Origin of the sequence: Bacillus sp. IBL03825, from assembly GCF_024712505.1 — a bacterium.
GTDB lineage: Bacteria > Bacillota > Bacilli > Bacillales > Bacillaceae_G > Bacillus_A > Bacillus_A wiedmannii.
This window is the reverse complement of sequence record NZ_JAMXKE010000001.1, coordinates 3,028,079-3,053,248: the sequence shown is the minus strand read 5'-3', so window position 1 is coordinate 3,053,248 and position 25,170 is coordinate 3,028,079. Positions and strand designations below refer to the sequence as shown.

The 25,170-nt window shown below is 34.3% G+C and carries 30 protein-coding genes and 1 riboswitch; of the genes, 21 read left to right on the top strand and 9 right to left on the bottom strand.

Annotation, left to right across the window (positions count from 1 at the left end; all coding sequences use genetic code 11):
- Positions 1-77: 77 nt before the first annotated feature.
- Positions 78-599, top strand: a complete 522-nt coding sequence (gene lepB, locus NHG49_RS15690) for a signal peptidase I (RefSeq protein ID WP_258126239.1) — start codon at positions 78-80, stop codon at positions 597-599.
- Between the two features lie 33 nt (positions 600-632).
- Here the strand turns inward: lepB and NHG49_RS15685 are convergent, their stop codons facing one another.
- A complete protein-coding gene (locus tag NHG49_RS15685) occupies positions 633-1,265 on the bottom strand; it encodes a cephalosporin hydroxylase family protein (RefSeq protein ID WP_081257278.1) in 633 nt (210 codons plus the stop codon).
- A 248-nt stretch (positions 1,266-1,513) separates the two neighbouring features.
- On the opposite strand from NHG49_RS15685, the gene NHG49_RS15680 reads away from it, so the two are divergent.
- Positions 1,514-1,702, top strand: a complete 189-nt coding sequence (locus NHG49_RS15680) for a hypothetical protein (protein WP_064475691.1) — start codon at positions 1,514-1,516, stop codon at positions 1,700-1,702.
- Positions 1,703-1,908: 206 nt separating this feature from the next.
- Complete coding sequence (locus NHG49_RS15675) at positions 1,909-2,772, top strand: PhzF family phenazine biosynthesis protein (protein WP_258126238.1); 864 nt, start codon at positions 1,909-1,911, stop codon at positions 2,770-2,772.
- A gap of 43 nt (positions 2,773-2,815) precedes the next feature.
- Here the strand turns inward: NHG49_RS15675 and NHG49_RS15670 are convergent, their stop codons facing one another.
- The 4 genes from NHG49_RS15670 to NHG49_RS15655 all read right to left on the bottom strand — a co-directional run bounded on the left by NHG49_RS15670 (position 2,816) and on the right by NHG49_RS15655 (position 6,646).
- On the bottom strand, positions 2,816-3,577 hold the full coding sequence (locus NHG49_RS15670; RefSeq protein WP_258126236.1) for a class I SAM-dependent methyltransferase: 762 nt from the start codon (positions 3,575-3,577) through the stop codon (positions 2,816-2,818).
- 379 nt (positions 3,578-3,956) lie between these two features.
- On the bottom strand, positions 3,957-4,727 hold the full coding sequence (locus NHG49_RS15665; RefSeq protein WP_222655296.1) for a DNA alkylation repair protein: 771 nt from the start codon (positions 4,725-4,727) through the stop codon (positions 3,957-3,959).
- A 33-nt stretch (positions 4,728-4,760) separates the two neighbouring features.
- Positions 4,761-5,066 carry an iron-sulfur cluster biosynthesis family protein gene (locus NHG49_RS15660; RefSeq protein WP_064475687.1) on the bottom strand — a complete coding sequence of 102 codons (306 nt, stop codon included), beginning with the start codon at positions 5,064-5,066 and terminating at the stop codon, positions 4,761-4,763.
- Between the two features lie 113 nt (positions 5,067-5,179).
- The gene (locus NHG49_RS15655) at positions 5,180-6,646 is read right to left on the bottom strand and encodes an amino acid permease (protein WP_001083398.1); all 1,467 of its coding nucleotides are present in this window, start codon (positions 6,644-6,646) and stop codon (positions 5,180-5,182) included.
- 112 nt (positions 6,647-6,758) lie between these two features.
- Positions 6,759-6,951, bottom strand: a riboswitch (Lysine riboswitch).
- A 323-nt stretch (positions 6,952-7,274) separates the two neighbouring features.
- Here NHG49_RS15655 and NHG49_RS15650 point away from each other — a divergent pair.
- A complete protein-coding gene (locus NHG49_RS15650; RefSeq protein WP_222655297.1) occupies positions 7,275-7,724 on the top strand; it encodes a GNAT family N-acetyltransferase in 450 nt (149 codons plus the stop codon).
- Between the two features lie 39 nt (positions 7,725-7,763).
- On the opposite strand, the gene NHG49_RS15645 is transcribed toward NHG49_RS15650, so the two are convergent.
- A complete protein-coding gene (locus NHG49_RS15645; RefSeq protein WP_064475974.1) occupies positions 7,764-8,774 on the bottom strand; it encodes a sulfite exporter TauE/SafE family protein in 1,011 nt (336 codons plus the stop codon).
- Between the two features lie 98 nt (positions 8,775-8,872).
- Here NHG49_RS15645 and NHG49_RS15640 point away from each other — a divergent pair, with 98 nt between their 5' ends.
- The 10 genes from NHG49_RS15640 (at position 8,873) to NHG49_RS15595 (ending at position 16,974) form a co-directional block, all read left to right on the top strand.
- Positions 8,873-9,670, top strand: coding sequence for a VOC family protein (locus tag NHG49_RS15640; RefSeq protein ID WP_098111786.1), 798 nt, complete (start codon positions 8,873-8,875; stop codon positions 9,668-9,670).
- 14 nt (positions 9,671-9,684) lie between these two features.
- Positions 9,685-10,623, top strand: coding sequence for an aminoglycoside phosphotransferase family protein (locus NHG49_RS15635; protein WP_103656004.1), 939 nt, complete (start codon positions 9,685-9,687; stop codon positions 10,621-10,623).
- Between the two features lie 13 nt (positions 10,624-10,636).
- Positions 10,637-11,380: a metallophosphoesterase family protein gene (locus tag NHG49_RS15630; protein ID WP_098111784.1), complete on the top strand. Its 744-nt coding sequence runs from the start codon at positions 10,637-10,639 to the stop codon at positions 11,378-11,380.
- Positions 11,381-11,492: 112 nt separating this feature from the next.
- Complete coding sequence (locus tag NHG49_RS15625) at positions 11,493-12,161, top strand: nucleoside/nucleotide kinase family protein (protein ID WP_258126234.1); 669 nt, start codon at positions 11,493-11,495, stop codon at positions 12,159-12,161.
- Positions 12,162-12,203: 42 nt separating this feature from the next.
- Positions 12,204-12,746, top strand: a complete 543-nt coding sequence (locus NHG49_RS15620; RefSeq protein ID WP_258126233.1) for a GrpB family protein — start codon at positions 12,204-12,206, stop codon at positions 12,744-12,746.
- Between the two features lie 235 nt (positions 12,747-12,981).
- Complete coding sequence (locus tag NHG49_RS15615) at positions 12,982-13,806, top strand: DUF2785 domain-containing protein (protein ID WP_258126231.1); 825 nt, start codon at positions 12,982-12,984, stop codon at positions 13,804-13,806.
- 105 nt (positions 13,807-13,911) lie between these two features.
- Entirely contained in the window at positions 13,912-14,946 is a 1,035-nt protein-coding gene (locus NHG49_RS15610; RefSeq protein WP_088048311.1) for an alpha/beta fold hydrolase, read from the top strand.
- Positions 14,933-15,604, top strand: a complete 672-nt coding sequence (locus NHG49_RS15605; protein ID WP_088048312.1) for a response regulator transcription factor — start codon at positions 14,933-14,935, stop codon at positions 15,602-15,604. Before NHG49_RS15610 ends, NHG49_RS15605 begins: the two co-directional genes overlap by 14 nt.
- Positions 15,601-16,596, top strand: a complete 996-nt coding sequence (locus NHG49_RS15600; protein ID WP_088048313.1) for a sensor histidine kinase — start codon at positions 15,601-15,603, stop codon at positions 16,594-16,596. The genes NHG49_RS15605 and NHG49_RS15600 overlap by 4 nt, the downstream gene beginning before the upstream one ends.
- Before the next feature lie 63 nt (positions 16,597-16,659).
- Positions 16,660-16,974: a DUF3892 domain-containing protein gene (locus NHG49_RS15595; RefSeq protein ID WP_098111782.1), complete on the top strand. Its 315-nt coding sequence runs from the start codon at positions 16,660-16,662 to the stop codon at positions 16,972-16,974.
- Positions 16,975-17,060: 86 nt separating this feature from the next.
- Here the strand turns inward: NHG49_RS15595 and NHG49_RS15590 are convergent, their stop codons facing one another.
- The gene (locus tag NHG49_RS15590) at positions 17,061-17,501 is read right to left on the bottom strand and encodes a YaiI/YqxD family protein (protein WP_064475674.1); all 441 of its coding nucleotides are present in this window, start codon (positions 17,499-17,501) and stop codon (positions 17,061-17,063) included.
- An 81-nt stretch (positions 17,502-17,582) separates the two neighbouring features.
- Positions 17,583-19,025 carry a MocR-like pyridoxine biosynthesis transcription factor PdxR gene (gene pdxR / locus NHG49_RS15585; RefSeq protein ID WP_258126228.1) on the bottom strand — a complete coding sequence of 481 codons (1,443 nt, stop codon included), beginning with the start codon at positions 19,023-19,025 and terminating at the stop codon, positions 17,583-17,585.
- Positions 19,026-19,149: 124 nt separating this feature from the next.
- Between pdxR and NHG49_RS15580 the strand changes: the two genes are divergently transcribed.
- On the top strand, positions 19,150-20,061 hold the full coding sequence (locus tag NHG49_RS15580; protein ID WP_088048314.1) for a DMT family transporter: 912 nt from the start codon (positions 19,150-19,152) through the stop codon (positions 20,059-20,061).
- An 18-nt stretch (positions 20,062-20,079) separates the two neighbouring features.
- Here NHG49_RS15580 and NHG49_RS15575 read toward each other — a convergent pair whose 3' ends face one another.
- Positions 20,080-20,547, bottom strand: a complete 468-nt coding sequence (locus NHG49_RS15575) for an NUDIX hydrolase (RefSeq protein ID WP_098111781.1) — start codon at positions 20,545-20,547, stop codon at positions 20,080-20,082.
- 96 nt (positions 20,548-20,643) lie between these two features.
- On the opposite strand from NHG49_RS15575, the gene NHG49_RS15570 reads away from it, so the two are divergent.
- From NHG49_RS15570 to NHG49_RS15545, 6 genes are all read left to right on the top strand, one after another.
- Positions 20,644-21,045 carry a DUF3980 domain-containing protein gene (locus tag NHG49_RS15570; protein ID WP_000610481.1) on the top strand — a complete coding sequence of 134 codons (402 nt, stop codon included), beginning with the start codon at positions 20,644-20,646 and terminating at the stop codon, positions 21,043-21,045.
- A 17-nt stretch (positions 21,046-21,062) separates the two neighbouring features.
- Positions 21,063-21,533, top strand: a complete 471-nt coding sequence (locus NHG49_RS15565; protein WP_088048315.1) for a GNAT family N-acetyltransferase — start codon at positions 21,063-21,065, stop codon at positions 21,531-21,533.
- A gap of 48 nt (positions 21,534-21,581) precedes the next feature.
- On the top strand, positions 21,582-22,472 hold the full coding sequence (locus NHG49_RS15560) for an AraC family transcriptional regulator (protein ID WP_088048316.1): 891 nt from the start codon (positions 21,582-21,584) through the stop codon (positions 22,470-22,472).
- Positions 22,473-22,495: 23 nt separating this feature from the next.
- Positions 22,496-23,443 (top strand): serine hydrolase domain-containing protein, encoded by a 948-nt coding sequence (locus tag NHG49_RS15555; RefSeq protein ID WP_258126225.1) that lies wholly within the window; start codon positions 22,496-22,498, stop codon positions 23,441-23,443.
- Between the two features lie 207 nt (positions 23,444-23,650).
- The gene (locus NHG49_RS15550; RefSeq protein ID WP_088048318.1) at positions 23,651-24,019 is read left to right on the top strand and encodes a hypothetical protein; all 369 of its coding nucleotides are present in this window, start codon (positions 23,651-23,653) and stop codon (positions 24,017-24,019) included.
- Between the two features lie 65 nt (positions 24,020-24,084).
- Positions 24,085-25,170 (top strand): FtsX-like permease family protein, encoded by a 1,086-nt coding sequence (locus NHG49_RS15545; RefSeq protein ID WP_098103117.1) that lies wholly within the window; start codon positions 24,085-24,087, stop codon positions 25,168-25,170.

Here is a 25,170-nt window from a genome sequence, read left to right as displayed (position 1 = left end):
GTATCACTGCATGGAGACATATTGTGCAGTGATATATTTTTTGAGTTAAAAAGCGTTTAAATAAGGTGGGAATGGATATGAAACAGGAGATTAAAAGAGGCTGGGGGAAATACATACTCTTCGTGTTTGTTTTGGTAGTAGCCTATCATTCTTTTACTTTATGTAAAGTGGAAGGGAAATCGATGCAACCGACTTTATATGAAGAAGACTACGTATTTGTAAATAAAGCAGCAGTACATTTTTCTAATTTAGAGCACGGAGAAATTGTCATTATAAAGGAAGAGGATGAGTCGAAATATTATGTAAAACGAGTAATAGGACTTCCTGGTGACGTAATTAACATAACGAATGGATCAGTATATGTGAATGATAAAAAGCAAGAAGAACCGTATACAAATAAAGATTTATCCAATAATACGCAAGTGTTTTATAACTTTCAAAAGACAAAAATCCCGCCAAATAAGTTATTTGTAATGGGAGATAATCGTGAACTTAGTAGAGATAGTCGAAACGGCTTAGGATATATTGAAGAAGATAATATAATAGGCAAAGTGGAATTTGTATATTATCCTTTTTCAAAAATGAAGATTATAGAATAAGTGGGGTTATATACAACCCCACTTATTAAAGTTTCACTTTATCTTCTTTAAAAAACCTTTTGGATTAAATGAGATGAAAAACTTATGCTTAGATTCATCGATTATGAAATTGTTATTTTTAGTTAAAAACTCTTCTACAGCTTCCATTGGACCTGCCCCCCAATCGGGCGAAACAGGATTTCCATTAATAGATGTATCCTCTACAATAATATAACTGCCAGTAGTAACGATAGACTTATAAAGTAAAAGTTCTTTTGAGACATGCTCTTTACTATGATCAGAATCTAAAATAACTAAAATTACATCATCAGGTTTGCGCATACTTAAAATGGTTTGGACGGCCTGTACAGAAACAGAAGAAGATGTTACATACGTAATGCGGTCATGAGATGGACGATTTGGTTGTGGGAATATATCAATAGTAAGAACGTGACCTTTTCCAATTAGATCTAATATAGAAGCTAAATACAACGCACTACCACCATAACAAGTACCACATTCAATAATTAAATCGGGTTTTAATTCGTAAATAATTTCTTGATACAAAAAAAGATCAGTGGGAAGTTTGAGAATGGGGACCCCAAGCCAATGTGTATCATATAACCAGACTCGACTATCGTAATATTGTTTTAAAAATTCGCTACTTATGTTATCGATTTTGAACACTCCTTTCTGAAACGAAAGTTGTACAATATATTATGTGAAATATAATTATAAGGAGAATGTTTTTTAATAAAAATGAGCAAAATACCTCATTAAAAACCAATTTTTTGTATAATAAAAAACTTAATTCAGCAAGGTCTAATCAAAATGCAATTTAAATATGTAGATGAGGGGAAAAGGAACGTATGTATAAGTACACAATTTGCTTCATTAGAAAAGGAAATGAAAATGATGTGAAGGAGATAACTTAAATTACGGCATTCAAAAGTGAAGAAGAACTGAATAAAGCTTTCGAGGCAGCTAAAGCGACTCTAGCAATAGAAGGTATGATTATTACAAAAGAAATGGAAAAAGTTATAAAAGAAAAGTTAGCTGGAAAGATAACGCGCAAGCAACTTATTACATTAGCTGATGCGATTGCGAGACGTGAACGTACTTAACAATCTAGAAGCCACCACAAAATTTTTAAAAATAAACGGGAAAAAAGAGATGATAGATCCAACTCTCAGGCTCTAGACAAACTATTTTTTGGAGAGTTCAGATACTAAAAAATAGTTTGTCTCTTGCTTTATGGCTAATTTATCCAACAATATATATATGTAGTACGTTCTATGCTACAATTTATTATAGGGGAGGAAGGTATCTTATGAAAATATCTGTTTATGTTGCAAGTGCATTTAGCAAGGATCATAAAGGCGGAAATAAAGCAGGAGTGGTATTTATAGAGAATACATTGACCACTACTCAAAAAATGGCAATAGCCAAACAACTGGGCTATGCGGAAACCGCATTTATATCAGAATCTGAAATTGCTGATTATAAAATTGAGTATTTTACACCAAAAGAGGAAGTTGATTTATGTGGTCATGCGACAATTGCCTCTTTCACGATACTGATGCATGTAAATAAACTTTTCAAGAATCGCTATACGATTGAAACGAACAGCGGTGTTCTTACTATTACCATAAAAGATGACATCATATTCATGGAACAAAACGAACCGATATTCTATGATGTTATATCTCCAAATGAGTTTATCGACTGCTTTGACATTAAAGATATAGACAATACATACCCAATTCAAATTGTCTCCACGGGCTTAAAAGATATTTTAGTTCCTATAAAAAGCGAAACACAATTACATACAATGCAACCTAATTTTGAAAAAATTAAAGAAATCAGCAAGTATTATAATGTTGTCGGGATGCATCTATATACTTTTAATGACAATCGAATTATATGCAGAAATTTTGCTCCACTATACGACATTAATGAAGAAGCAGCGACTGGAACTTCAAACGGTGCATTAGCTTGCTATCTTTATGAACAGCGCTACTTACAAAAAGAAGTCTATGTATTTGAACAAGGTTATTCTTTACACTCGCCTTCCGAAATATTAGTTAAATTAGCAACCAATAGCGAGAATAAAATAGAAAAAGTTTATGTTGGTGGCAAAGGCTATTACTGTGAAACGAAGTGTTTAAATATAGAAAATATTGAGTGGAAATAAAAAAAGAGATGGTAGATCCATCTCTTTTTCAAATGCTCCATGATTAACTGCGAATCGCCTTAATCATAAAACGATGTTGCTTCACATCAAAATAACCTTTTTGTAAGATGATTTCATGTATACGATATAATTCCTCATAATAACCTTCGACAGTAAAATCAGGAATTTGCCACGGAATCGCTTTTAAATAATAGACGATAGCGCCAATGTCGTAAAAGCGTTGAAAAGGGAACTCTTCTTTTGCTTCTAAAATAGTAAATCCATTTTCCTTTAACTCACTACATACCGTTTCAAGCGACCAACTTGCAAATTCGCTATTTAGCGGTGTGCTAAACTGTTCATTTAGTTCCGCACAATCGAGACCACCAACTTGTTGTGTAAGAAATATTCCATTAGGAGAAAGGATTCTGTTTACCTCAGAGGCAGCATATGATTCATGTTGATTTATGATTAAATCAAACTGACCATCTTGAAATGGTAAAGCAGTATCATCTGTTACCTCTATAACTGTAACCCCTAAAGGTTCTAATTTCTTCCGAGCAATTGGCACGTTTGGAGCATAGCCCTCAGTCGCAAAAATAGTTGATGGGAACGGTTGTAACATAGATAAAAACTCTCCGCCGCCAGTACCCATATCGAGCATTGATTCTGCACGCTGCATAAGTTGAAAAGCAGTGCTGCCGTACGACCATGATAAAGGCTCGCTCTTCATTCGACCAGTTTCTGAAATAAAAGAAAAATCCCAACCGCTAAAATTTGTATTAGCACTTTCTAATAAAGTTAAAAATAATAAATCACGTTTCATAATTATATCCTCCTATTTTGTAAGTAAATGATATGATGAGAAAAGAAAAAAGGAGGACCTCTTATTAAAGTGGAACGGTTTTACGTTTCATGTTCGAATAGATTCATATAAATTCGCTCCTTGTTAGAGTGGTTATTTGTATATTCGGGATAATCGAGTGGAAATCCTTTGAAGTTATAAGGGAAGGCAGTTGTTTAATGGAAAACTGGATGGAGTTTACAGACAAAGAGGACGATCAAATTTGGAAAAGAGCTTATAGAAAGCTTTGAACGAAATAAGCCGGAAATTTTTCGAAATATTTTTAAGACAAGGATAATATTTGAAAGCGAAAACCGCTTATACTTGATTCTTGAAGCATAAGCGGTTTTGTTTAAAATACTCAAAAACAAAAATCTTTTGGCAAAGTACCATTTTTAATAATCGTTCGTAACCCATGTTTTATAATCCAAGGGTTAACAGGATGTTGTTTATCACGTAATTGCTGTAACCATTGAAAAACGAGTTCTTTATCTTCTTTCGTAATATCGTTAATATGATTGGCTACAGATTTTTGGACATATTTAGAAGGATCATTCATTAATGGTTCAAGAAGTTGTAAATTGTTCTTAAAGTCACCCTTCAGAGCTCCCATTTTTTTAGCCCAAGGAAGTCTTGGTCTTGTACCTTCGGAAACTAATCTTCTAATATGGCTGTTTTCGTCATGAATCCACTGTTGTAATATGTGTAGTGTGTCTTCATGGTATGTTTCGAGAAAAGGCCGAATGGCATATTCAGCAGTATTTCTTTTTGTTATTTCATACATGGCGTTACATGAGGCTTCAAAATGGTTAAGTCCATATTTTTCAACGTATTTTGCAATAGGCATGTACATATATCCGTTTGTAAAAGTACCTACTTCTGTTGTATTTTCTGGTCCCAATGTTTTCAGTAAAATATGTATTGCTTCATTAAAATCTTTTTGTAATACATTGTGTAATTCATCTGCTATTACTTCAATACGTTGCTTTAATTCTAATTTTTCAACTTTACATGTTACGGAAGATACGAAGTTTCTTTTCGGAAAATTAGGATCGTGTTTACAAATAGAATCAGCCATACTTTCTGCTAATTCTTCATTAAATAAAAATTTTAACGGAACATATTTACCCATGTTTTCACCTCATTGATCAGTTAAAAACAATTTTTATTTTTTAATCGACAGCCCATAAACTAAAGTCTCACTCGGAGTCGTAATACTAAAACCAGTCGTCTTATAATCAAGTTTCACCGTATCACCAGTATAGTCTTTCGTAAATGAATCCATTTGTACGGTAAAATCAGCATCTTCATATACAACGTCATCTGCATTATATGTATCCCAAATTAAATCCACATCAACGAAAATACTACAAGAGTTTGTCATTGTCCCTCTAATGCGAATAATCTTTTTGTCTTCACGTTCTAATCTATGTATAGCTGCTTTTGCTTCATCAGTAATGCGAATGTTCATCGTATCCCAACCTTTATTTATATTTCCTTTATTATTGCAAAAACAGGAGCAATAGGGAAGGGAGAAGCATTGGAATAAAAAACGAGCAAACATATTTGTTTGCTCGTTTCACTTTATTTCAATTCACATTTATCGAGCGGAATCACTTTCGTTTTCTTCGTAAATTTATATCCTAACCATAGTACTAAGAAGAGTGGTAAACCGATGTAAGAAACGAGTACACCGTTCCAATCGATTGATTCGCCCATAAATGCGCCGTAGTTTTGACCTAAAATTACGATGACACAAAGTGCAAATGCGAAAATTGGACCGAACGGGAACCATTTTGCTCTATATGGTAAGTCTTTCAAATCTTTTCCTTGTGCGATATATGCTTTACGGAAACGGTAATGACTAATTGCAATTCCGACCCATGCGATAAAGCCAGACATTCCAGATGCGTTTAATAACCAAATGTATACAACACCGTCACCGAATAAAGAGGCAATGAAAGCGATACTACCGACAATTGACGTTACGATTAATGCGTTAACAGGTACACCGCGGCTATCTAATTTACCAAGAAACTTTGGTGCTTTTCCTTGGCGAGCTAAGTCCCAAAGCATACGAGTTGATGCATACATACCAGAGTTACCAGCAGACAATACTGCCGTTAAAATAACAGCGTTCATAACAGAAGCAGCAAAGGCAACGCCCGCTTTTTCAAAAATAAGTGTAAATGGACTTACTGTTACATCGCTTGCAGCAAGGCTTTCAGTCGTATAAGGAATTAATAAACCGATAACGAGAATCGCAAGGATATAGAATAAAAGAATACGCCAAAAGATAGAACGAATTGCTTTTGGAATGTTACGCTCTGGATCAGCAGTTTCACCAGCAGCTACACCTAATAATTCAGTTCCTTGGAATGAGAACCCAGCAGCCATAAATACACCGATAATTGCCATAATGCCCCCATTAAATGGTGCATCTGCAACAGTGAAGTTTTTAAAGCCAACAGATTCGCCGCCCATAATTCCGAAAATCATCATAAAGCCGACAATTAAAAAGATAATAATAGTAACTACTTTAATAAGTGCGAACCAATATTCAGATTCACCAAACCCTTTAACAGATAAATAGTTTAAAAGGAAAATAATAGCTAAACATAATCCACTCCAAATAAGAGAAGGGGTATCTGGGAACCAAAATTTCATAATTAATGTTACAGCAGCGAGTTCAGCGGCAATTGTAATGGCCCAGTTATACCAATAGTTCCATCCAAGTGCAAAGCCAAGTGATGGATCAACAAATTTTGTTGCATACGTGCTAAAAGATCCGGTAACAGGCATGTAAGCCGCGAGTTCAGCTAAGCTTGTCATTAAAAAGTAAACCATAATTCCAATTGCGGCGTATGCGACTAGTGCACCGCCAGGACCAGCTGTATGGATGACACCACCGCTGGCAAGAAATAGTCCGGTACCGATTGTACCACCGAGAGAAATCATCGTAAGGTGACGAGATTTTAATCCGCGTTTTAATTCACCTTGTCCTTGTGTAGTTTGCGTTTTAGAGGTAGATTGATTTGTTGCGCTATTCATGTTCAACACTCCTTTTCTTGTAGGTTAGGAAGGAGCGGGGGAGAAAAATACAAAAAACCGCCAAAGGAATTAGGCGGAACGTTTCACAAATAACCACCCCATCATACCCTTCCGTTAAGATAGCACCCCACGTTTACACGGTAATTTTGTAAACGTGACAGTTCTGTTCCTTTCGGAGACAGCCCCAGCTCATATTTCCAGAGAAGAAATATAAACTTCGGCAACTTTTCCTTTCAAACGGAGTTGGTGACATTCTCTGTGTCTCGTCCGTTTTACTCATAAAAGTCGCAACCTCTACCTCATCGGATTGATGAGGATTTGATATATTGCTAAGATTTTTAATATATGGCAATTGTAATGACTTTCTGAATATATTGCAAGATATTTTGTTAGAAAAAGTCAAAAAATATCGGTTATTGTATAGGAAACGCTTGCAAAACTCCACCCGAACCTACTGTTATGTAACAAAAAACAAATAAAGAAATTGTTATACAAATGTTTCGCAAAAAATATTGAAAAACCCTTTAAAAATAAAAGAAAATTCCGAAAATATAATTCGACATTCATAATAAGGTCATATTTTTTGTTATAATTAAAATAACGTTTAAGCAAAAAAGGGGAAATTAACATGAAATTAGAAACAGAAAGACTCTATATAGTACCGTGTACAGAAGAGATTATGCAAGTTGCTAACGAGCAAGGATATAACAGTGGTCCGCATATTGTAGGGCATGTAGAAAATGTAAAACAAAATAAGGTTTTATTACCTTGGGGCGCGTGGTATGTCATTCGCAAAGAAGATGACATCGTTCTAGGTGATATAGGATTTAAAGGGAAACCAAATGAGGAACATACAGTAGAAATTGGTTACGGATTTATTGAGAAATATTGGAATAAAGGGTATGCGAAAGAAGCTGTAAGAGAATTAATAAATTGGGCTTTTCAAACAGGAGAAGTAGAAACGATTATTGCGGAGACACTTCTTGAAAATGAAAGCTCGATTCGTGTATTAGAGAAATTACATATGAAGAGAATTAGCACTACAGAAACGATGATTAATTGGAAAATAGAAAAATAAAAAATACCGCTCGAAGTATATCGGGCGGTATTTTTATCGTTATGGTAGCATTTGTTTTTGATCATTCGGATATCCGGTTGTCGATGCGTTAGAACGCTTGGAATGATTGCGAACAGCAATGAAAATAGAAATAATAACGACAAGACCAACTGCCACGTAAGAAAGTGAAATAATAGTAGGGTCCACTTTAAATGTAGTAAGCAGTGTACGAATGTTTGTAAAGATAATAAGGCCACCAACTAATACGCCAAGTAAATGAGAAGGAACGATGCGTACTAACCATGCAGCGATTGGTGCCGCAACGATACCACCGAGCATGAGAGAAAATACCCAAACCCAACTTACTTGTTCCCAGCCAAGTGAAATGAAGAATCCGATTGTTGCAGCGAGTGAAACCGGAAACTCGCTCGTATCTACAGATCCGATAACTTTTCTAGCTTCATTTCCTCTTGCTAGAAGCACAGGTGTCGTAATCGGGCCCCAGCCACCACCACCAGTTGAATCAACGAATCCAGCAAATAAACCAAGCGGAACAAGTTGTTTTGCAGACATACGTTTTTTTGAAGTGACAATTTGTTTTTGAATGAGGAATCGTAATAAAATATAAACCCCTAAAGTAAATAAAAATACGGAAATGTACGGCTTAATTACATCCCCAGGTAAATTGCTTAAAAAACATGCTCCAATAAATGCGCCAATTGCTCCTGGTAATGTAAGCCTGGAAACGGTATATTTATCAACGTTTCCAAATTTGATGTGAGATGCACCAGAAGCGGCGGTTGTAACGACTTCAGCTAAGTGAACAGATGCGGAAGCTACAGCCGGTGCGATACCAAACATTAATAATAGTGAGGTAGATGTTACCCCGTACGCCATTCCAAGTGCCCCATCAATCAATTGAGCGAAAAATCCAATAATAGCAAAGACAATTAATTTCTGCATAAATAATCCCCCTGTAATAATAAATGAAAAAGGCACTTTTCCCGTATGAGAAAAGTGCCTTTGGTTTTTCCAATCAGCAATAATTAAATTTGTTTCATTATAATACATATTAATCGTATAAATCAACTAGGTTTTAAAGTTTTTTGAATTGAATGAAAGAAAAATAAAATATACAATAAAAGGATGGAGAGAAAGGGGAGAAAGACATGTTACGATTCGATCATCTCGTACACGCGGTACATGGTACACCGGAGGAAGCGGCAAAACAAATGCAGGAGCATGGATTTCATACTGCAGTAGGCGGAGAGCATATTACTTGGGGTACTTGGAATAGTTTATGTTATTTTGATTTATCCTATATAGAATTTTTAGCAGTGCAGCATGAAGAAAAAGCGAAGAAAGCAGACAATCCATTAGTACAAGAAACAGTAGTGAAATTAGAAGACGGAGAAGGAATGCTACAAATCGCAATTCGAACAGATGCCATTGAAGACCTAGCAAATAATTTTAGTAAGCACGGTTTACATACGATAGGACCATTTGAAGGGAAACGTATAAGAAAAGATGGCCGTCTTTTAGAGTGGAAAATGTTATTTGTAAAGCAAGAGGAAAACGGACCGAAATTACCTTTCTTTATAGAATGGAATGAAACGGACGAAGAAAGAAGAAACGATTTACGTAACATAGGGACGATCACTGAACATAAAAATAAAGTACAACAAATTGAAACGATTCATTACGCAGTGAAAAATGTTCGAGAAACAGTACGGAAATGGAAAGAAGTAATGGGGCTAACTGCAAGCTCAATCACAAAGAATGAAGAATGGAATGCGGAGTGTCAAAGCGTATCATTTGGTGATGTTCATGTGCAGTTTTGTGAACCAATAGGAGAAGGGTTAGTACTAGAACGTTTGAAGCGTCATGGCGAATATCCATTTGCAGTGGAGTTTAAAGGTGAAAATAAACGAGAGCATGAAGTGTTAGGTAGTTTGTACATATATTGATAGAGGTGAACGTTGTGAAGGAAATGCTTAGAGAGATAGAGAGACAACTAGAATGGCCTCGTATTGTAAAGTGTACAGCTATTTCAAAAGGTTTTTCACATGAAGAAAAATATAAAGTTGAATTAAAGAACGAAGAAACTTATTTTGTGAAAGTATGTGATGCTGTTCATTTTGAACGTAAACAAGAAGAATATACGTATATGAAACAATTAGAGTTATTACATATTCCAACGCCCAAGTTAATTCATTTCATAAAACTTGAGGAATTAAATAAATGTGTACAAGTATTTGAATGGGCCCAAGGTGTAAATGGTGAAGAAGGTTTAGGGAAGCTATCGGTGGAAGAACAGTATAATGCAGGAAGAAAAGCAGGAGAAGTACTAAAGAGGATCCACTCAATTGGAAGAGAAAGTGCAAGTAATAAATGGGAAACGGTTCGATGGAATAAATACGAAAGATACGTAGAAGCGTTAGCAAACTATGAAATAGACTTCCTTAATTTGAAGCCAGTATTAAGTTTTGTAGGGGAGCATAAACAATTATTGAAAAATCGCCCTATTACCTTTTTACACGATGACTTCCATCCAGCAAATAGTATGATTCATAATAAGAAATTTATCGTTATCGATTTTGGAGGATATGATTTTGGTGACCCAATACACGATTTTTATAACGTAGCGATTTTTACTACAAGAATAAGTAAACCATTTGCGGTTGGACAAGTTCACGGTTATTGCGGAGGCGATCCGTCAATCCACTTTTGGAAACTGTATTCATTATATGCAGCGATGACATTCCCAGCGGATATCGTATGGACAAACCGAACTACACCACATTTAGTAGAGGATATGAAAGAAAGATTGAACCGAATTATAGAAGATCATAATCATTTTTCATCTTATATTCCAAAATGGTATCAATCACAACATGAGGATATAATAAACAATAAATAACGGAGGGATTCATTTGGATAAAATTGCGGTAATTTCAGATATACATGGTAATATTCCGGCATTAGAATCAGTACTGAAAGATATTAAATTAAGAGGAATTGAACGTATTATTTGTCTTGGAGATTTAGTAGGAAAAGGTCCGCATTCTAGCGAAGTAATTGAAATCGTTCGTAAAGAATGTGAAGGAACCGTAATGGGGAACTGGGATGATTTCATTACAAAACCGACTGAATTTGAAGCGTTAAAATGGCATCAAAAACAATTGTCAGAAGAACAAAATGAGTATTTAAGAAGCTTACCATTTTCAATCGAGTTTTATATGAGTGGGAAACTGATTCGTATGTTCCACGCTTCACCGAGAAGTTTGTATGAAAGAATTCAACCACATGCAACAAGAGAAGAGCGTATTAGTATGTTCGAAAATAGTGAGCTCACAGAGAATATAGAAGGGGAAAGAAAACCAGATGTCGTTTGTTACGGTGACGTTCACCAAGCATTCGTTCAAAATTTCAGAGGGAAAACGTTATGTAATGCTGGTAGCGTAGGTAATCCTCTGGAAATTACACAAGCTTCTTATTTAATATTCGAAGGAACTTACAATGAAAAAGAAGCAGCGAGCTTTTCCATTCAACTCGTACGTGTACCGTATGATATTGAATTAGCTATCAGACTAGCAGAAGAACTCGATATGCCAGAAATTGAAGAATACAAACAAGAATTACGGACTGCATTGTATCGAGGGTTTAAGGGAAAGTAAGCCAATCATAATATATCAACGATTCGAAATAGGATATCGACTTACCGACAAATAATGAAACGAATTGTTACCTATAATTATATTATGTAAACTGATTGTAGGAGGAAATATCTTGAACCGAATACAACGCATGAAAGAAATTGTAGATCATATTTTAAAATTAAACTTAACCCATCCAACAAGAGTTGGAGTAAGTGGTATTACAGCTTCAGGAAAAACAACACTTGCAAACGAACTAGCTGAAGAAATAAAAAAACGAGGATTACCAGTAACACGCGCCAGCATTGATGATTTTCATAATCCAAGAGTGATTCGATACGCGCAAGGAAAAGAATCTGCAAGAGGGTATTATGAAGATGCACACGATTATACAGCTTTTAAAGAAAGATTATTAAAGCTTTTAGGACCTAATGGGAATTTACAATATGAAACGATTTCTCATAACTTAATAACGGATATGCCTGTACATAATGAGCCGTTATTGGCTCAACCTAATATGGTACTAATAGTAGATGGGACGTTTCTATTGAAAAAAGACGTAGAGCATTTATTTGACTATAAAATTTTCTTAAATACAGATTTTGAGATTGCGAGAAAACGTGGTACAAAGCGGGAAACAGAAGCTTTTGGAAGTTATGAAGAAGCAGAGAAAATGTTTTTAAACAGATATCATGCTGCCTGTAAGATGTATATAGATGAGCATAATCCGAAAAGTTGTGCGGATGTTGTATTTCAGAATAGTGATTTTCATGATCCCGTAGTTGTATTTAAAGGAATTTAAAATCGTTTATATAGCAAAAAATCGTGAAAGGAGATGTTTTGGATGGATAAAAAAGATAGTCCGAACGATTGGCCTGTGTGGGCGAATGAGTCAGTAGAGATAGTTAATGCAAATCCTGATTGGCAAGATAAAGGCCGATGTGAAGAACAGCAACTTTATGAACTGCTTGCTTCTCTCGGTATAAGCAAAGTAATACATATAGGAAGTACATCCATACCTGGTTTACCTGCAAAGCCTATCATTGATTTAATGGCTGAAATAGACTCATTTGATAGAGTACTACATATTTCAGCGAAATTGGCCATATATAATTGGCATTATGTAAGCCCAGAATTAGATGAAAGACCTTGGAGAAGGTTCTTTGTGAGAGTTAAGAATAATAGGCGTGTAGCACACCTGCATTTAATGGTTAAAGGAACTGAGCGATGGGAGCATCAACTTTTATTTCGTAACCGCTTACGAGAAAATCCACAATTAGTTTATGAGTATTCAAATCTTAAACAAGATTTAGCTAAAAGATTTAACCAAGATAGAGAAGCCTATACAAAAGCTAAAACAAAGTTTATTAAGCAAGTTCTAAAATGATGCAACCTTTGATTGTAACTACGTTTGAATATAAATGAAAAAAATACTTTATTTTATAGCCTAAACTTACATGAAATGCATGTAAATAAAGTGAGAGACTGTGATGTTCTAAAGTATTTCCTTTTATTTATCATGATAAATTTTATATAATTGAATCAAGTTCATATAAGGATAGGCAATTACAGGGGATAAGGCGAAAATATGTTAATAAAGTAAAAAGGGGACAGGAAATATAATGAATGAAGTACTAGAACTAAAAGAAGAACTACTACAAATTAAAAATAATAATTATGCTGTACCAGAAGACGTAGATGCGTATCCATATGCGCAGTGGATGTTAGATTATATCGGTTCACCTGATGCTGAATTACGTGATGATTTAATTTATAGTACGCTTCACACATGGATTACAAATGATGTATTTAGACAAAAAGAGTTACGAGGATTAATGTTACAAGCAATTAGTCCTGATTATTTATTTTATAAAATTGGTGAAAAGGGCACAGACTCTGTATTTAAACGTGCATTCTCCGTATTAATTCCGCCACTTATTTTATCTGTTCATGAAAGAGAACCATTGTTATCCGAAGAACAACTATACAGTGTGGCAGAACAAGTACTGGAATATATATATTTAGAAGAAGATGTAAGAGGTTACGTAGAAGGAAAAGGTTGGGCACACTCTACGGCGCACGCGGCTGATGCACTAGATGCGTTAGCACGTACAATACAAAATCGTGAGTTTTCATATGCAATACTAGCTGCTGTTCGTCAGAAGGTTCGCTTACATGACTACGTATACATCCACTTTGAGGATGAGAGATTAGTAGCACCAATTATGTCGTTACGTAACCAAGATATTTTAACTGGAGAAGAGTGGAGTAATTGGCTACATAGTATAGCAACTGTTGAAGATATCCGACATCCGCAGCATGCTATTTTAGTACAAAATATTAGAACTTTCTTAAGAAGTTTTTATTTTAGAGTTTTAGAGGCAGAAGGTAGTACAGCCTTTACAGATGATATATTGGAGACTTTGAAGGGTTTGCGTAGGTATTAAAAATGGTCCATCCTTAGAAACAATGAATAGATATTAATTTTGAAAATTTATAAGAAATTTATTTTTATATTGTACCCTTTCAATATAGTTTGAAAGGGGTGTCAAATGAAAAAATTATTAAAGTCAGTGAAAATAATATTTTTAATGTGTGTTAGTATGATTTTCTTTGGAACAGGCGCTGTATTTATATATCATAACTATCAATTAAAAATGGAATCGAAATTAATGAACAATGAAGGCGAACTTGTTAATTTCGACAATAAAAAAGTGAATGTTTATAATGAGGGGAGCGGGGAGGATACGTTTGTATTTATGGCCGGATCTGGAATTGCCGCTCCTGTTTATGAATTGAAAGGCTTATATAGTAAATTTTCGAAAGAAAACAAGATTTCTGTAATTGAGAGAGCGGGTTATGGATACAGTGATGTTTTTCAAGATGATAGAGATATTGATACGATATTAGAACAAACGAGAGAAGCGCTTATTCGAAGTGGAAATAAACCACCTTACATTTTAGTACCACACTCTCTATCGGGTATAGAGGCTATTTATTGGGCACAAAAATATCCAAGTGAAGTAAAAGGGATTATTGCGTTAGATATTGGTTTACCTAAACAGTACGTGACTAATAAAATAGGTATGGTTGATTCATTAAAAATAAAAGGGATGAATATTTTAACGAAAATTGGTTTTCAGAGATTAGCTCCCTCTATTACTTATAATCCCGAAGTCATTCGTCAGTCCTTTTTAAACGAACAGGAAAAAGATATTTATAAAGCGCTTACGTATAAGAGGGCTTTTAATGATGATATGAAGCAAGAACTTTTACAAAGCTACAATAACGGTAAAAAATCAAATTCTTTATCGATCCCAAAAGAAACACCTATGTTATTTATAGATGCGATTGCTAGGCGATATAAAGATTCGAAGTATACAAAGCAAAAAAACGAAGATTATAAGGAGTTTGCTAGCAAGTTATTATTAGCTGATGTAAAAATAATTGAAGGTACACATAGTATTTATTTATATGCTCCTGATGAAATATACAAAATTGCTATGGATTTTATTAAGAATAAAGTAGTGAAGAACAAAGCAATTGTTATTTTAGCGATGAAAGGTCTACATAATGAAAGTATATAACATATTAATTGTTGAAGACGATTTGATTATAGGAGATTTATTACAAAAAATTTTACAGCGTGAGAAGTATAATGTGTGTTGGGAGAAAGAGGGAAGGAAAGTTCTTGATATAATTCATGTAATAGATTTAGTCATAATGGATGTTATGTTACCAGGCGAAGATGGTTATCAAATTACAAAGAAAATAAAAAATCTAGGATTAAATATTCCAATTATATTTCTATCAGCTAGGAATGATATGGATAGTAAACTAAAAGGTTTGACCATTGGAGAAGAATACATGATAAAACCTTTTGATCCTAGAGAGTTGTTGTTAAGGATTAAGAAAATGTTAGATAATCAATATGGTACGTTCACGCAAATTAACCATTTATTTATAGATGCAGAATATAAAAGAGTTTTTATGAATGATTTGCGTAATGAAGTTGCTTTTACAGCAATTGAACGAAAAATATTCTTCTATTTATATGAAAATAGAGATAGAATTTTATCTAAAGAACACTTCTATGATTACCTATGGCAACTCGAAGATAGAAATCAAAATATCATGAACGTACATATAAAGAAAATTAGAACCAAAATTGATGATAAAACAGGTGATATTATTCAGAACATATATGGAGAAGGGTATAGATTAAATACCTATATGAAGAAATGAACTTAAAGAAAAAATATCAGTTACTATTATTCTCTGCTATTATTAGCGTACCACTATTATTGTTGTCAATTAGTATCTTTGCATCAGTTATTTATAATGTTGTCTTTAAAATTAAAAATCAGAACATTCCTTTTCACGAATCCTATGCATATCCTACGATGTTAATAATATTTTTATTATCACTATTAATATTAGCTTTTGTATTTTCAAAATCGATTAACACAGTATTAAATAAAATTAATGTATTAAATCAAACGATTCGAGATTTAGCTAGTGATAAGAAAATCCCTAATATAATAAATGTTAAAAGCGATGATGAAATGGGAGAGCTGATTAAATCAGTGAACTTGCTTATAGAAAGAACAACTTATAGAGAATTAGAACTACAACAGCAGGAACAAATAAAAAAGGAACTATTAAATAAATTACGGCATGATATTAATACACCCTTAACAGCGGTCAGATTACAATTATATTATTTAGAAGGTGAGTACAAGGAACAAGCACCAGTACTTGAATCAATGTATGAGCAGATACAATATATAAGTGATTTAACTAACGAATTTAATATTCAATCTACAGAGACTTTAGAGAATACTTATATTGTGAATGATGAAGTTAATATACATAATTTAATAGAAAATATGATTAAAAAATGGAGCTATTTGTATAGCATTCATAAAATTGAATTAGTATATAATCCACAAGATAAAGAGTTGATATGGAATAGTAATGAGTTATGGATTCAAAGGTTATTTGATAATATTTTTCAAAATGTCCTTAAACATTCAAAAGCTAAAAAAATCAAAATTATTATAGATGAAGATATGGTTTCCTTTAGAGATAATGGGATTGGGTTTGATATAAATAGTAAAGGTACGGGACTTGGTTTGAAAAATATTGAAGATATATCAAAGATGTTCGATATAAAATACACTTTACAATCAAATAGTGAGGGTACTATGTTTTCATTTGAAAATACAAAAGTTTAGAGCAAATTACATAAAATCACCCCCTCCCAACCATACTAATAAAATGTGTTGGAGGTGAATGTTATGGATAAAAAAGACTTTGAAAAAGTTTACAATGATTACTTACATCAAGGAGAAGAGCAAGCGCAATTTGAAGTAGACCATGAAGTCAACTCAGGAGCAGAACAAATTGTTGCCGTTCGTAAAAATGATGATGGTGATTTAATAGCGTTTAAAACAAGTAGCGGGAGAGAGTTAGATTATGTAGCTGCTCTTAGTGAAGCAAAATCAGGGAAGTTAGCTCATGTGGACGTATTTCATAAGTATGGTAGAGATATTATACGTAGTGAACCGGATGGAATAAAAGAAAATAACTTAGATAATTTACCTTCATTTTAAAAGGGTAAACTTCAAGAAGAGAATGTTCATTTGGATATTCTCTTCTTTGTTTTGCGAAGTTTTCCTAGCAAATAGACGATTCATTTTTAAAGTGCGATCATACTTTTAAAGAGCTCTCTAAATTTCTCTTTATCTTCTGCTGTAAATGGTTTCGGTCCCTTTGTACGTTTACCACTTTTTCGAACCATTGCACTTAAATATCGTGTTTGTAACAATTGTTCAATGTTATCATTCGTATACTTATAGCCTTTATGATGTAGCACGATACAGCCTTTTGCTAAAGCAAGCGAAGCAAGACCGTAATCTTGCGTTACGATTAAATCTTCTTTTTTTGCTAACTGCATTATGCGGTAATCCGCAGCATCTGCTCCGGAATCAACATAAATTGTTTCCACACCTTTTGGTTGTTCTGCATTAGAATAATGAGAAAAACTAGTAACGAGGGTTACAGGGATTTCTGCATTCGTAGCCTCTAAAATAATTACATCTTTTACAGGACAAGCATCTGCATCAACGTAAATTTTCATTTTTATCACTCCTATAACTAGGTTCGTGTTGATAATAATGGTAGATTTTTCTTTTGTCAAACGATAAAGCTTTATGTAAAGTCATTTTCCACAAACTAAAATAGCTTCTCGCAAACGAGAAATACCTTCCTCAATTTGATTAATATTCACTTTTCCATAAGATAAACGAATATAACCATCTTTCGCACCGAAAATACTACCGGGCATAAAGGCGATTTCTTGTTTTAAACTTTGCATAATGAGTTGTTTTTCGTTTATCGGTTCTTTTAATTTCCCCCATATGTATATACCGCCAGTCGGGTTTGAAAAAGAGATTTTATCGTGAAGTTGCTCATTTAGGGCGCGAACGATAACGTCTCTTTTTTCTGCTAATTGTTTTCGTAACGGTACGATATGAGACTGAAATGGTACAGTTTCGAAAAATTGTTGCATAAGCCACTGCGGGAAAATGCTCATACCTAATTCCATTTGGTGCCTTGCGTCAGATAACCTTTCTACTACAGACTGCGGAGCGACAAGCCAGCCAACTCGTAAACCTGGTGCAATCATTTTAGATAAGGAATGTACATAAATGACAGTTCCGTTTTCATCAATCGATTTTAAAGTAGGGCAAGGTTGTTTCTTTTCTAACGTAAGTAAGCTGGACGGATCATCTTCCACAATCGCAATTCGTAAGTTTGCGCAAAGTGATAACAGTTTTTTTCTACGGTTTGGATGAAGCATTGTGCCCGTAGGATTTTGGAAGTTTGGATTTAAAAATATCATTTTAATACGGTGCTTTCTATATAACTCTTGCACATCGTCTGGGTTAATACCGTGTTCATCGACAGGTAATGGGAAAATACGAATACCTGCTGATTGGAATAACGGTAAGGAATAACAGTGTGAAGGACTTTCGAAAGCAACTGCATCACCTGGATTTAATAAACATTGTACGATAAGGTGAAGTGCTTGCTGTGCGCCAGATGTAATCATTATGGATTGTTCAGTCGCTTCAACTTTTAAATATTCTTTCATATATTTTACGACCGCTTGTCTTAGCGGGAGATAGCCTTGCGGATGATCATAACTTAATGAATGCGTTAACGGTTGTTCTCGTAAAATTGTCTGTAGTTGATCGTGAGGATAAAGGTTACAACCGAGCTCGCCGTTTGCGAAATCAATGATATTTTCATTTTGTTGTACTTCTGCCCGAATATGGCGAAGTAACGGTAAGTTTGGTAAAAAAGTACCACCTTCTACGAAATTTCTCCAATTCGGAGTTAATGTTGGAGAAACGCCCCACATATGTGTACTTACACGTGTCCCTTTACCAGTCGTACTTTCCACAATCCCCATAGCACGTAGTTCATTATAAGCAGTCGTTACCGTACTTCGGTTTACATTTAACTGCGTAGCTAATTTCCGTTCGGAAGGGAGGAAGCTTCCAGGAGGAAGTTCTCCGTATGTAATACGTTTCTCAATAAAGTCAACTACTTGCTGATAAATTGGGATTTTACTGTCGTTATCTAGCTTCCATTCCATACAAACGCCTCCGCATCTCTTATATACATTAAGTATAACAAATTGGCTGGGGAAAAAAACAGCCAATTGGACGGTGCTATATCCAGCCAATTTTACTATGCTAAATATGGAAGGGGAGATTCGGATGAAACGATGGCAAATGGAGTGGCTCCTAGTATCAGTAGCATTAGTATGGGGAGCAAATTATACAATTGGAAAGTATGGCGTGGCATATATGTCATCCATTCAATTTAATAGTTTACGATTTTTAGTAGCATCTCCGGTATTATTACTTATTACATTTTTAATGGAACGCTCATTACGTATTGAAAGAAAAGATTGGTTACGACTAGTAGCAGTCGGTATCGTTGGTACGGCAATGTATCAAACGATGTTTATGCTATCTGTGAAATATACTTCAGCAACGAACGCCTCATTATTAATTGCGATGTCACCTATTTTTACAGGGATATTAGCAGTATTGCACAAACAAGAACGTTTTTCGATGAAAGTACAAATAGGTTCAATAATAGCGTTTATTGGTGCAGCATTCGTTTTATTAACAGGACATATAGGAGGAGCTACTTACGAATATGCGTGGCTCGGAAATGTAATTGGATTAGTCGCAGCAATTGCGTGGGGATGGTATCCAATATTAGCGCAACCTCTTATTACAAAGTACTCCGCAATGAGAGTTACATCATGGTCTACTTTAATTGGAATTGTACCACTAGTTATATACTGTTTATTCAATGTAAACTCTTTAACATGGCCAGTAGATACGCCAAGCTGGGGTTCACTAGCATATTCAATCATCTTTGCGACCATCTTCGGACTAGCAATGTGGTATGTCGGTATTAGTCAAATAGGCTCAACGAAAGTAATGGTTTATATGTATCTCGTACCATTGTTCGCAGTTATCTTTGCGGCAGTTACAATTGGAGAGCAAATTAATATGATGCAGCTCGTTGGCGGTCTTATTATCTTTATCGGTTTATATGTTGTAAAAAAAGGCGGAATCAAAAAGCCTGCACTTAATTTGAAAAAAGTAAGTTAGTAGTAAAAAGGATCTCTTTCATATAGAAGGAGATCCCTTTTGTTTTCGTAATAAAAGAGCTTGCTCAACGGCCCATTTTTGATGATCATGAATGAGAAGCTCTACAGCAAGTAAAGGAGACATCCACCTTAGAACATGATCATCCTCACAGTTTTCAGTTTGTTTCTGCACCATGTTCGCAATATAAAAGAACCCGTCATTTAAATAATATATATCTTCCTTTTCTGCATAAAAATATCGAGCCGCATTACCGATATATTGATCAATTTCAATTGCCCATCCTAATTCCTCTAGTAGTTCACGGTGCAAACACTCTTCTTTTGTTTCATTACCTTCCATACCACCACCAGGTAAAAAGTAACGGTCTGCTTTTTGGATAACAGCAATCATTGAAGAAGATGAATGGAAAATAACTGCATAACAACTAGGTCTTAATACATAATGAACGGTACGCTTTTTCGAGCTAAACGTAAGTTTTGAAATCATAAAACACGACCTTTCTCTATAAAATACATAAAAGGTATATTAAGGTAAATGCAGAATGATATAAGTATAATCTTAATAGATTGGAGTGGTAACAACATGATAAATCGAAAATGTTCAAGGTGTAAAGAGATAACGGGTACAATACATGGGGGTAAAAAAATTAAGGAAGAATTTTTATGTGAGGACTGTTTGCAAAAAGGAATTGCGAGCGGGGAAATCGAATTATCACAAGTGGAGAAAGAACAAACTTCGTATCTTTCTATAAAAATATTAAAAATAATGAGTGTTATTTATTTAATAGTATCAATTATAACTGCTTTTTCTGCTGGAGCATTTATACAGGATCCAGGGCTTGGTGGAATATCTTTTTCAATAACAGGTGCAGTTGGTGTTATGATAATTGGATCGATATTTCAGTCTGTTCTTGTATTTTGTGGAATATGGGTATTCATCCTTTTAGTAGAAACGGTTATTAAAATTTATGAAAAAATGAAGTGAGTGAAAGGGAGAAACATATGCAAGTAAGAAACATCCAAGGGGAAGATTATGTAAAGATTCATTCTGTTTTAAATGATTGGTGGGGCGGTAGAGATATGGCTGCTATGTTGCCAAAACTGTTCTTCGTTCATTTTCAAGAAACGAGTTTTATCATTGAAGAAGATGGCGAAACGTTAGGTTTCTTATGTGGATTCTTTTCACAAACATATAAAGATGAAGCATATGTTCATTTTATCGGTGTCAATCCGAAGTATAGAAGAAGAGGAATCGCATCGACATTGTATTCTTATTTCTTTGATATCGCTCGTGCAAATAATCGTAAAGTTGTAAAAGCAATTACGTCACCAATTAACAAAAAGTCGATACAGTTTCATCAAGAAATCGGTTTTCGAATTGATGCCGGGGATGATGAGATAGAGGGTGTATCGGTACATACAAATTATGATGGGAATGGCGGTAGTAGAGTTTTGTTTTTGAAAAATGTATAAAAGTAGGCTAGCTTAACGTTAGCCTTTTTGTTGTGAGGAGATAAAAGTATGGAGAGTAAACAAAGTAGAAATGAGTACTTAAGACGCATTTATAAGGTACAAGATTATATAGAATCAAACATAAATGATTCAATTTCAATTGAAGAGCTAGCGGATGTAGCAGGATTTTCAAAGTTTCATTTTCATCGGATTTTTAAGGGGATCGTAGACGAGCCATTATCACGGTATGTAAACCGATTGAAGTTAGAAAGGGCAACGAATCTACTTACATATCGCACAGATATGACGATTACGGATATCGCTTACCATTTTGGTTTTACAGATTCAGCAGTTTTCTCCCGCACATTTAAAAATTATTACGGAGTAAGTCCGTCTCAATATCGAAACCACAATAGCAAGAATTGCAAAGACGTAAGCGGAACTTCTCAATACAATGAGTGTAAGAAGGTTCGAGGAAATGTTGAAATTGTATCAGCAGACGATATAAACGTCGCATACATAAGGCATATCGGTACATATGAAGAGTTAACGATTGCTTTTCCAAAAATGATAGAGAAACTATTTTATTACGCATCGAAGCAAAACTACCATGTATTCGAGGATACGAAAGTATTAACCATTTATCATGATCATCATGAATTTACAGAAGACAATCATTTAAGAACGAGTCTTTGTATAACAATTCCGAATGAATCCGCAGTAGAAACGAGTGACATTGGAATAATGGTAATACCTTCAGGCAAGTATGCGATAGGCCATTTTGAAATATTCCAAAACGAATATAAAGGAGCATGGGATTTCTTATACGGCGAGTGGCTACCAAATAGCGGATATAAACCGAGAAATTCGTATCCTTTTGAAATGTATAAAAATGACCCAAAGCAGCACCCGGAAAATAAACATATAGTTGATATATATGTACCTATCGAACCTTTTTAATCATTGATTAAGGGGGAAGAACAATGCAAACTGCTGAAAAGTTAGATCAGATTATAAAAGAAGAATATGAAAATATGAATGGTATGTTAGTAGTACAAAAAGGTGATGTTATTTTTGAAAAATATTATAATGGTCACGGTCCAGATGATGCATTTCATATAGCGTCAGTCACAAAAACGATTATTTCTGCGTTAATTGGACTATGTGTAGATAAAGGCTATATAAAAAGCGTTGATCAAAGAGTAATAGAATTTTTTCCGGAATATAACGTTAATTCATCTGAAATAACAGTACGACATCTTCTTATGATGAAAGCTCCACATCCTTTCGTAGACTGGCAGGAACCGTTAGAAGAACTATGTACACAAGAGGATTGGATACAGTATACACTTAATAGAATGGGGAATGGCGGAGAAATCGGATCTTTTAAATACTCATCTGCAGGAGCTCATATACTATCAGCGATTATAACGAACGTAACAGGAAAAAGTGCGCGTGAATTTGCGAATGAGTACTTATTTCAACCACTCGGCATGAGAAAAATCCCAAACTACAATATGAAAGCATTTGGATTCGATGACTTATTCGGAAAAGATGTAAAAGGATGGGTTCATGATCCAAATGGTATTTCGACAGGCGGCTGGGGACTAACGTTAACAGTTAAAGATATGGCTAAGTTTGGACAGATGTTTTTGAATGAAGGTATTCATAATGGAAAACAAATACTATCAAAATCATGGATAAAAGAATCGACAGAAATGAACCAAAATCAATATGGTTACTTATGGTGGTTACGAGAAGAGGCTGGAATCTTTTCATACTGTGCAATGGGCGATGGTGGGAATTTGATTTGTTGTATTCCGAAGAAGGATTTGGTTGTAGTAATTGCTTCTGAAGTTATGCCGAATGTACGGGATAGATGGGAATTGATTGTGAAATATATTCGTCCTTATACAGGATCAAATAAATAACGGAAGCAAAAAGATGGTGTGAATGGGAGTTTCATACCATCTTTTTCTTTTATGACGGAAAGTTCAGAGCAATGTAAGGGTTGTGTGGAAAATGTAAAAATTAGGATTTTTTAATATGAGATTATTTTTTTTATGTATAATGAGGACAAGGCCTGAAAATACTTAAATATTTAAGTGAATATTTTAAACAAGGGAGATTGAGTTTATATGAAAAACTTACTTCAAAAAACTCTAGCTACTACAGGGCTAACTGCTTGTTTATTAGGTATGGTTTCTTCCGTTTCATTTGCTTCGATTAGTTGGGATTCTTATGGGAAATGGGAAGGGAGCGGAGGAAAGGCTACCGGACACGCCTACACTGCGCAAACAAATGAACCTCACTTTTACAAGATGACTGTAAGGGCTAGCTTTGATGATGGGTCTTCTAAAGAGGTAGAAAAGAATAATGCTAAAATTACAGATCGTGTGAACGTTAAAGTTTCATCCAGAGGGCCAATTACCACTGGTTATTCGGGTCATGAATGGGTAATGAAAGGGGATAGTGCCTACACCTCTAAGGAAATGGTAATTAGATAACAATCAACAAAAACCGTGAAAAAGGATAAATACCTTTTTCGCGGTTTTTAAAATGAGGAGGATATATGAATTTAGTATTAAAAGAAATAGTGGTAAACAAAGCAATATTCATTATGTTATTTATTGCGTTTGTATTGACAATATGGCCGATACTTATAGCAATGTCGACGAAAGATTATTATGATGAGAAATTTTATGATAGAAAAAATGGTTATTTTAATTATTACTATTCCGTTCAACTTACTAATATAGGGGAATTAAATTTCAAACAATTCCAGACGTTAGTAGAGACTGATTTTAAAAATGCTAGTGTTATTACAAATGATATTCGTATTACTATTCCGGGTATCGGCCGAGCAACAATGAATGGTCTCCTTAATAAAAATTGGTCTCCACCTTTGCTAAAAGGTTCTCAGATGGAACAAAATGAAGAAAATAGTGTAATAGTCGGGAAGAAGATTTATAAGGATACGGAAACAATAAAACTATTTAATAAGGAATATACAGTTAAAGGTGTAGCTGGAGCAAATACTGGATATGAGTATAATATTAAAATTTACGTCGCTTTATATGATATGCCAGATGAAGTGAAAAAAATGATCCAAAATGAAAATACATTCCAAATGATCGTTCGTTCTAACGAAAACCCTATAAAGGAAATAAACACTTTCATACAGCATATAAACCAGAACAATAAAGATATAAATGCCAAAGTGATAAGTGAAAAAGAGAATTTTGAGAAAGAAAAAAACTCAAGTAAAGCTGTGAAAGAGTTATTAAGTTTTCCATTTAGGCTTTTTTGTATAGCTTTAATTACCAGTATAATAGTAAGTTATTATTGGATTTATACGAAGAAAAAAAGTCTTTCGCTAAGGAAATCTTTGGGAGCAAGTAATGTAAATCTTTTTATTTTTATATTTAGTCAATTATTTTTATGTGCAATCATCGCATCAGCCTGTGCGATATGCATACAATGGATTTTTAGCACTTTGAGTGAAAGTATTATAGAGTCTACAAGCTATAGCATTAGTTTACAGCCTACTCATATTGTAATGTGTGTATTTCTTTCACTTAATATAGCTTTTATCCTCTCTGTTATACCATTTGTATATGTGCTTAAAAGTGAACCTGCTAAAGCATTAAAGGAGTAA

What these genes read in the sequence shown, in the direction of transcription:
- NHG49_RS15675 (WP_258126238.1), top strand. Translation starts at nt 1,909, where the DNA reads ATGAAAATATCTGTTTATGTTGCAAGTGCATTTAGCAAGGATCATAAA.
- NHG49_RS15665 (WP_222655296.1), bottom strand. Translation starts at nt 4,727, where the DNA reads ATGGGTAAATATGTTCCGTTAAAATTTTTATTTAATGAAGAATTAGCA.
- NHG49_RS15580 (WP_088048314.1), top strand. Translation starts at nt 19,150, where the DNA reads ATGAAACGATGGCAAATGGAGTGGCTCCTAGTATCAGTAGCATTAGTA.
- NHG49_RS15605 (WP_088048312.1), top strand. Translation starts at nt 14,933, where the DNA reads ATGAAAGTATATAACATATTAATTGTTGAAGACGATTTGATTATAGGA.
- NHG49_RS15545 (WP_098103117.1), top strand. Translation starts at nt 24,085, where the DNA reads ATGAATTTAGTATTAAAAGAAATAGTGGTAAACAAAGCAATATTCATT.
- NHG49_RS15670 (WP_258126236.1), bottom strand. Translation starts at nt 3,577, where the DNA reads ATGAAACGTGATTTATTATTTTTAACTTTATTAGAAAGTGCTAATACA.
- NHG49_RS15600 (WP_088048313.1), top strand. Translation starts at nt 15,601, where the DNA reads ATGAACTTAAAGAAAAAATATCAGTTACTATTATTCTCTGCTATTATT.
- NHG49_RS15615 (WP_258126231.1), top strand. Translation starts at nt 12,982, where the DNA reads ATGAATGAAGTACTAGAACTAAAAGAAGAACTACTACAAATTAAAAAT.
- NHG49_RS15570 (WP_000610481.1), top strand. Translation starts at nt 20,644, where the DNA reads ATGATAAATCGAAAATGTTCAAGGTGTAAAGAGATAACGGGTACAATA.
- pdxR (WP_258126228.1), bottom strand. Translation starts at nt 19,025, where the DNA reads ATGGAATGGAAGCTAGATAACGACAGTAAAATCCCAATTTATCAGCAA.
- NHG49_RS15640 (WP_098111786.1), top strand. Translation starts at nt 8,873, where the DNA reads ATGTTACGATTCGATCATCTCGTACACGCGGTACATGGTACACCGGAG.
- lepB (WP_258126239.1), top strand. Translation starts at nt 78, where the DNA reads ATGAAACAGGAGATTAAAAGAGGCTGGGGGAAATACATACTCTTCGTG.
- NHG49_RS15575 (WP_098111781.1), bottom strand. Translation starts at nt 20,547, where the DNA reads ATGATTTCAAAACTTACGTTTAGCTCGAAAAAGCGTACCGTTCATTAT.
- NHG49_RS15590 (WP_064475674.1), bottom strand. Translation starts at nt 17,501, where the DNA reads ATGAAAATTTACGTTGATGCAGATGCTTGTCCTGTAAAAGATGTAATT.
- NHG49_RS15610 (WP_088048311.1), top strand. Translation starts at nt 13,912, where the DNA reads ATGAAAAAATTATTAAAGTCAGTGAAAATAATATTTTTAATGTGTGTT.
- NHG49_RS15620 (WP_258126233.1), top strand. Translation starts at nt 12,204, where the DNA reads ATGGATAAAAAAGATAGTCCGAACGATTGGCCTGTGTGGGCGAATGAG.
- NHG49_RS15550 (WP_088048318.1), top strand. Translation starts at nt 23,651, where the DNA reads ATGAAAAACTTACTTCAAAAAACTCTAGCTACTACAGGGCTAACTGCT.
- NHG49_RS15655 (WP_001083398.1), bottom strand. Translation starts at nt 6,646, where the DNA reads ATGAATAGCGCAACAAATCAATCTACCTCTAAAACGCAAACTACACAA.
- NHG49_RS15555 (WP_258126225.1), top strand. Translation starts at nt 22,496, where the DNA reads ATGCAAACTGCTGAAAAGTTAGATCAGATTATAAAAGAAGAATATGAA.
- NHG49_RS15595 (WP_098111782.1), top strand. Translation starts at nt 16,660, where the DNA reads ATGGATAAAAAAGACTTTGAAAAAGTTTACAATGATTACTTACATCAA.
- NHG49_RS15660 (WP_064475687.1), bottom strand. Translation starts at nt 5,066, where the DNA reads ATGAACATTCGCATTACTGATGAAGCAAAAGCAGCTATACATAGATTA.
- NHG49_RS15565 (WP_088048315.1), top strand. Translation starts at nt 21,063, where the DNA reads ATGCAAGTAAGAAACATCCAAGGGGAAGATTATGTAAAGATTCATTCT.
- NHG49_RS15560 (WP_088048316.1), top strand. Translation starts at nt 21,582, where the DNA reads ATGGAGAGTAAACAAAGTAGAAATGAGTACTTAAGACGCATTTATAAG.
- NHG49_RS15645 (WP_064475974.1), bottom strand. Translation starts at nt 8,774, where the DNA reads ATGTATTATAATGAAACAAATTTAATTATTGCTGATTGGAAAAACCAA.
- NHG49_RS15650 (WP_222655297.1), top strand. Translation starts at nt 7,275, where the DNA reads ATGAAATTAGAAACAGAAAGACTCTATATAGTACCGTGTACAGAAGAG.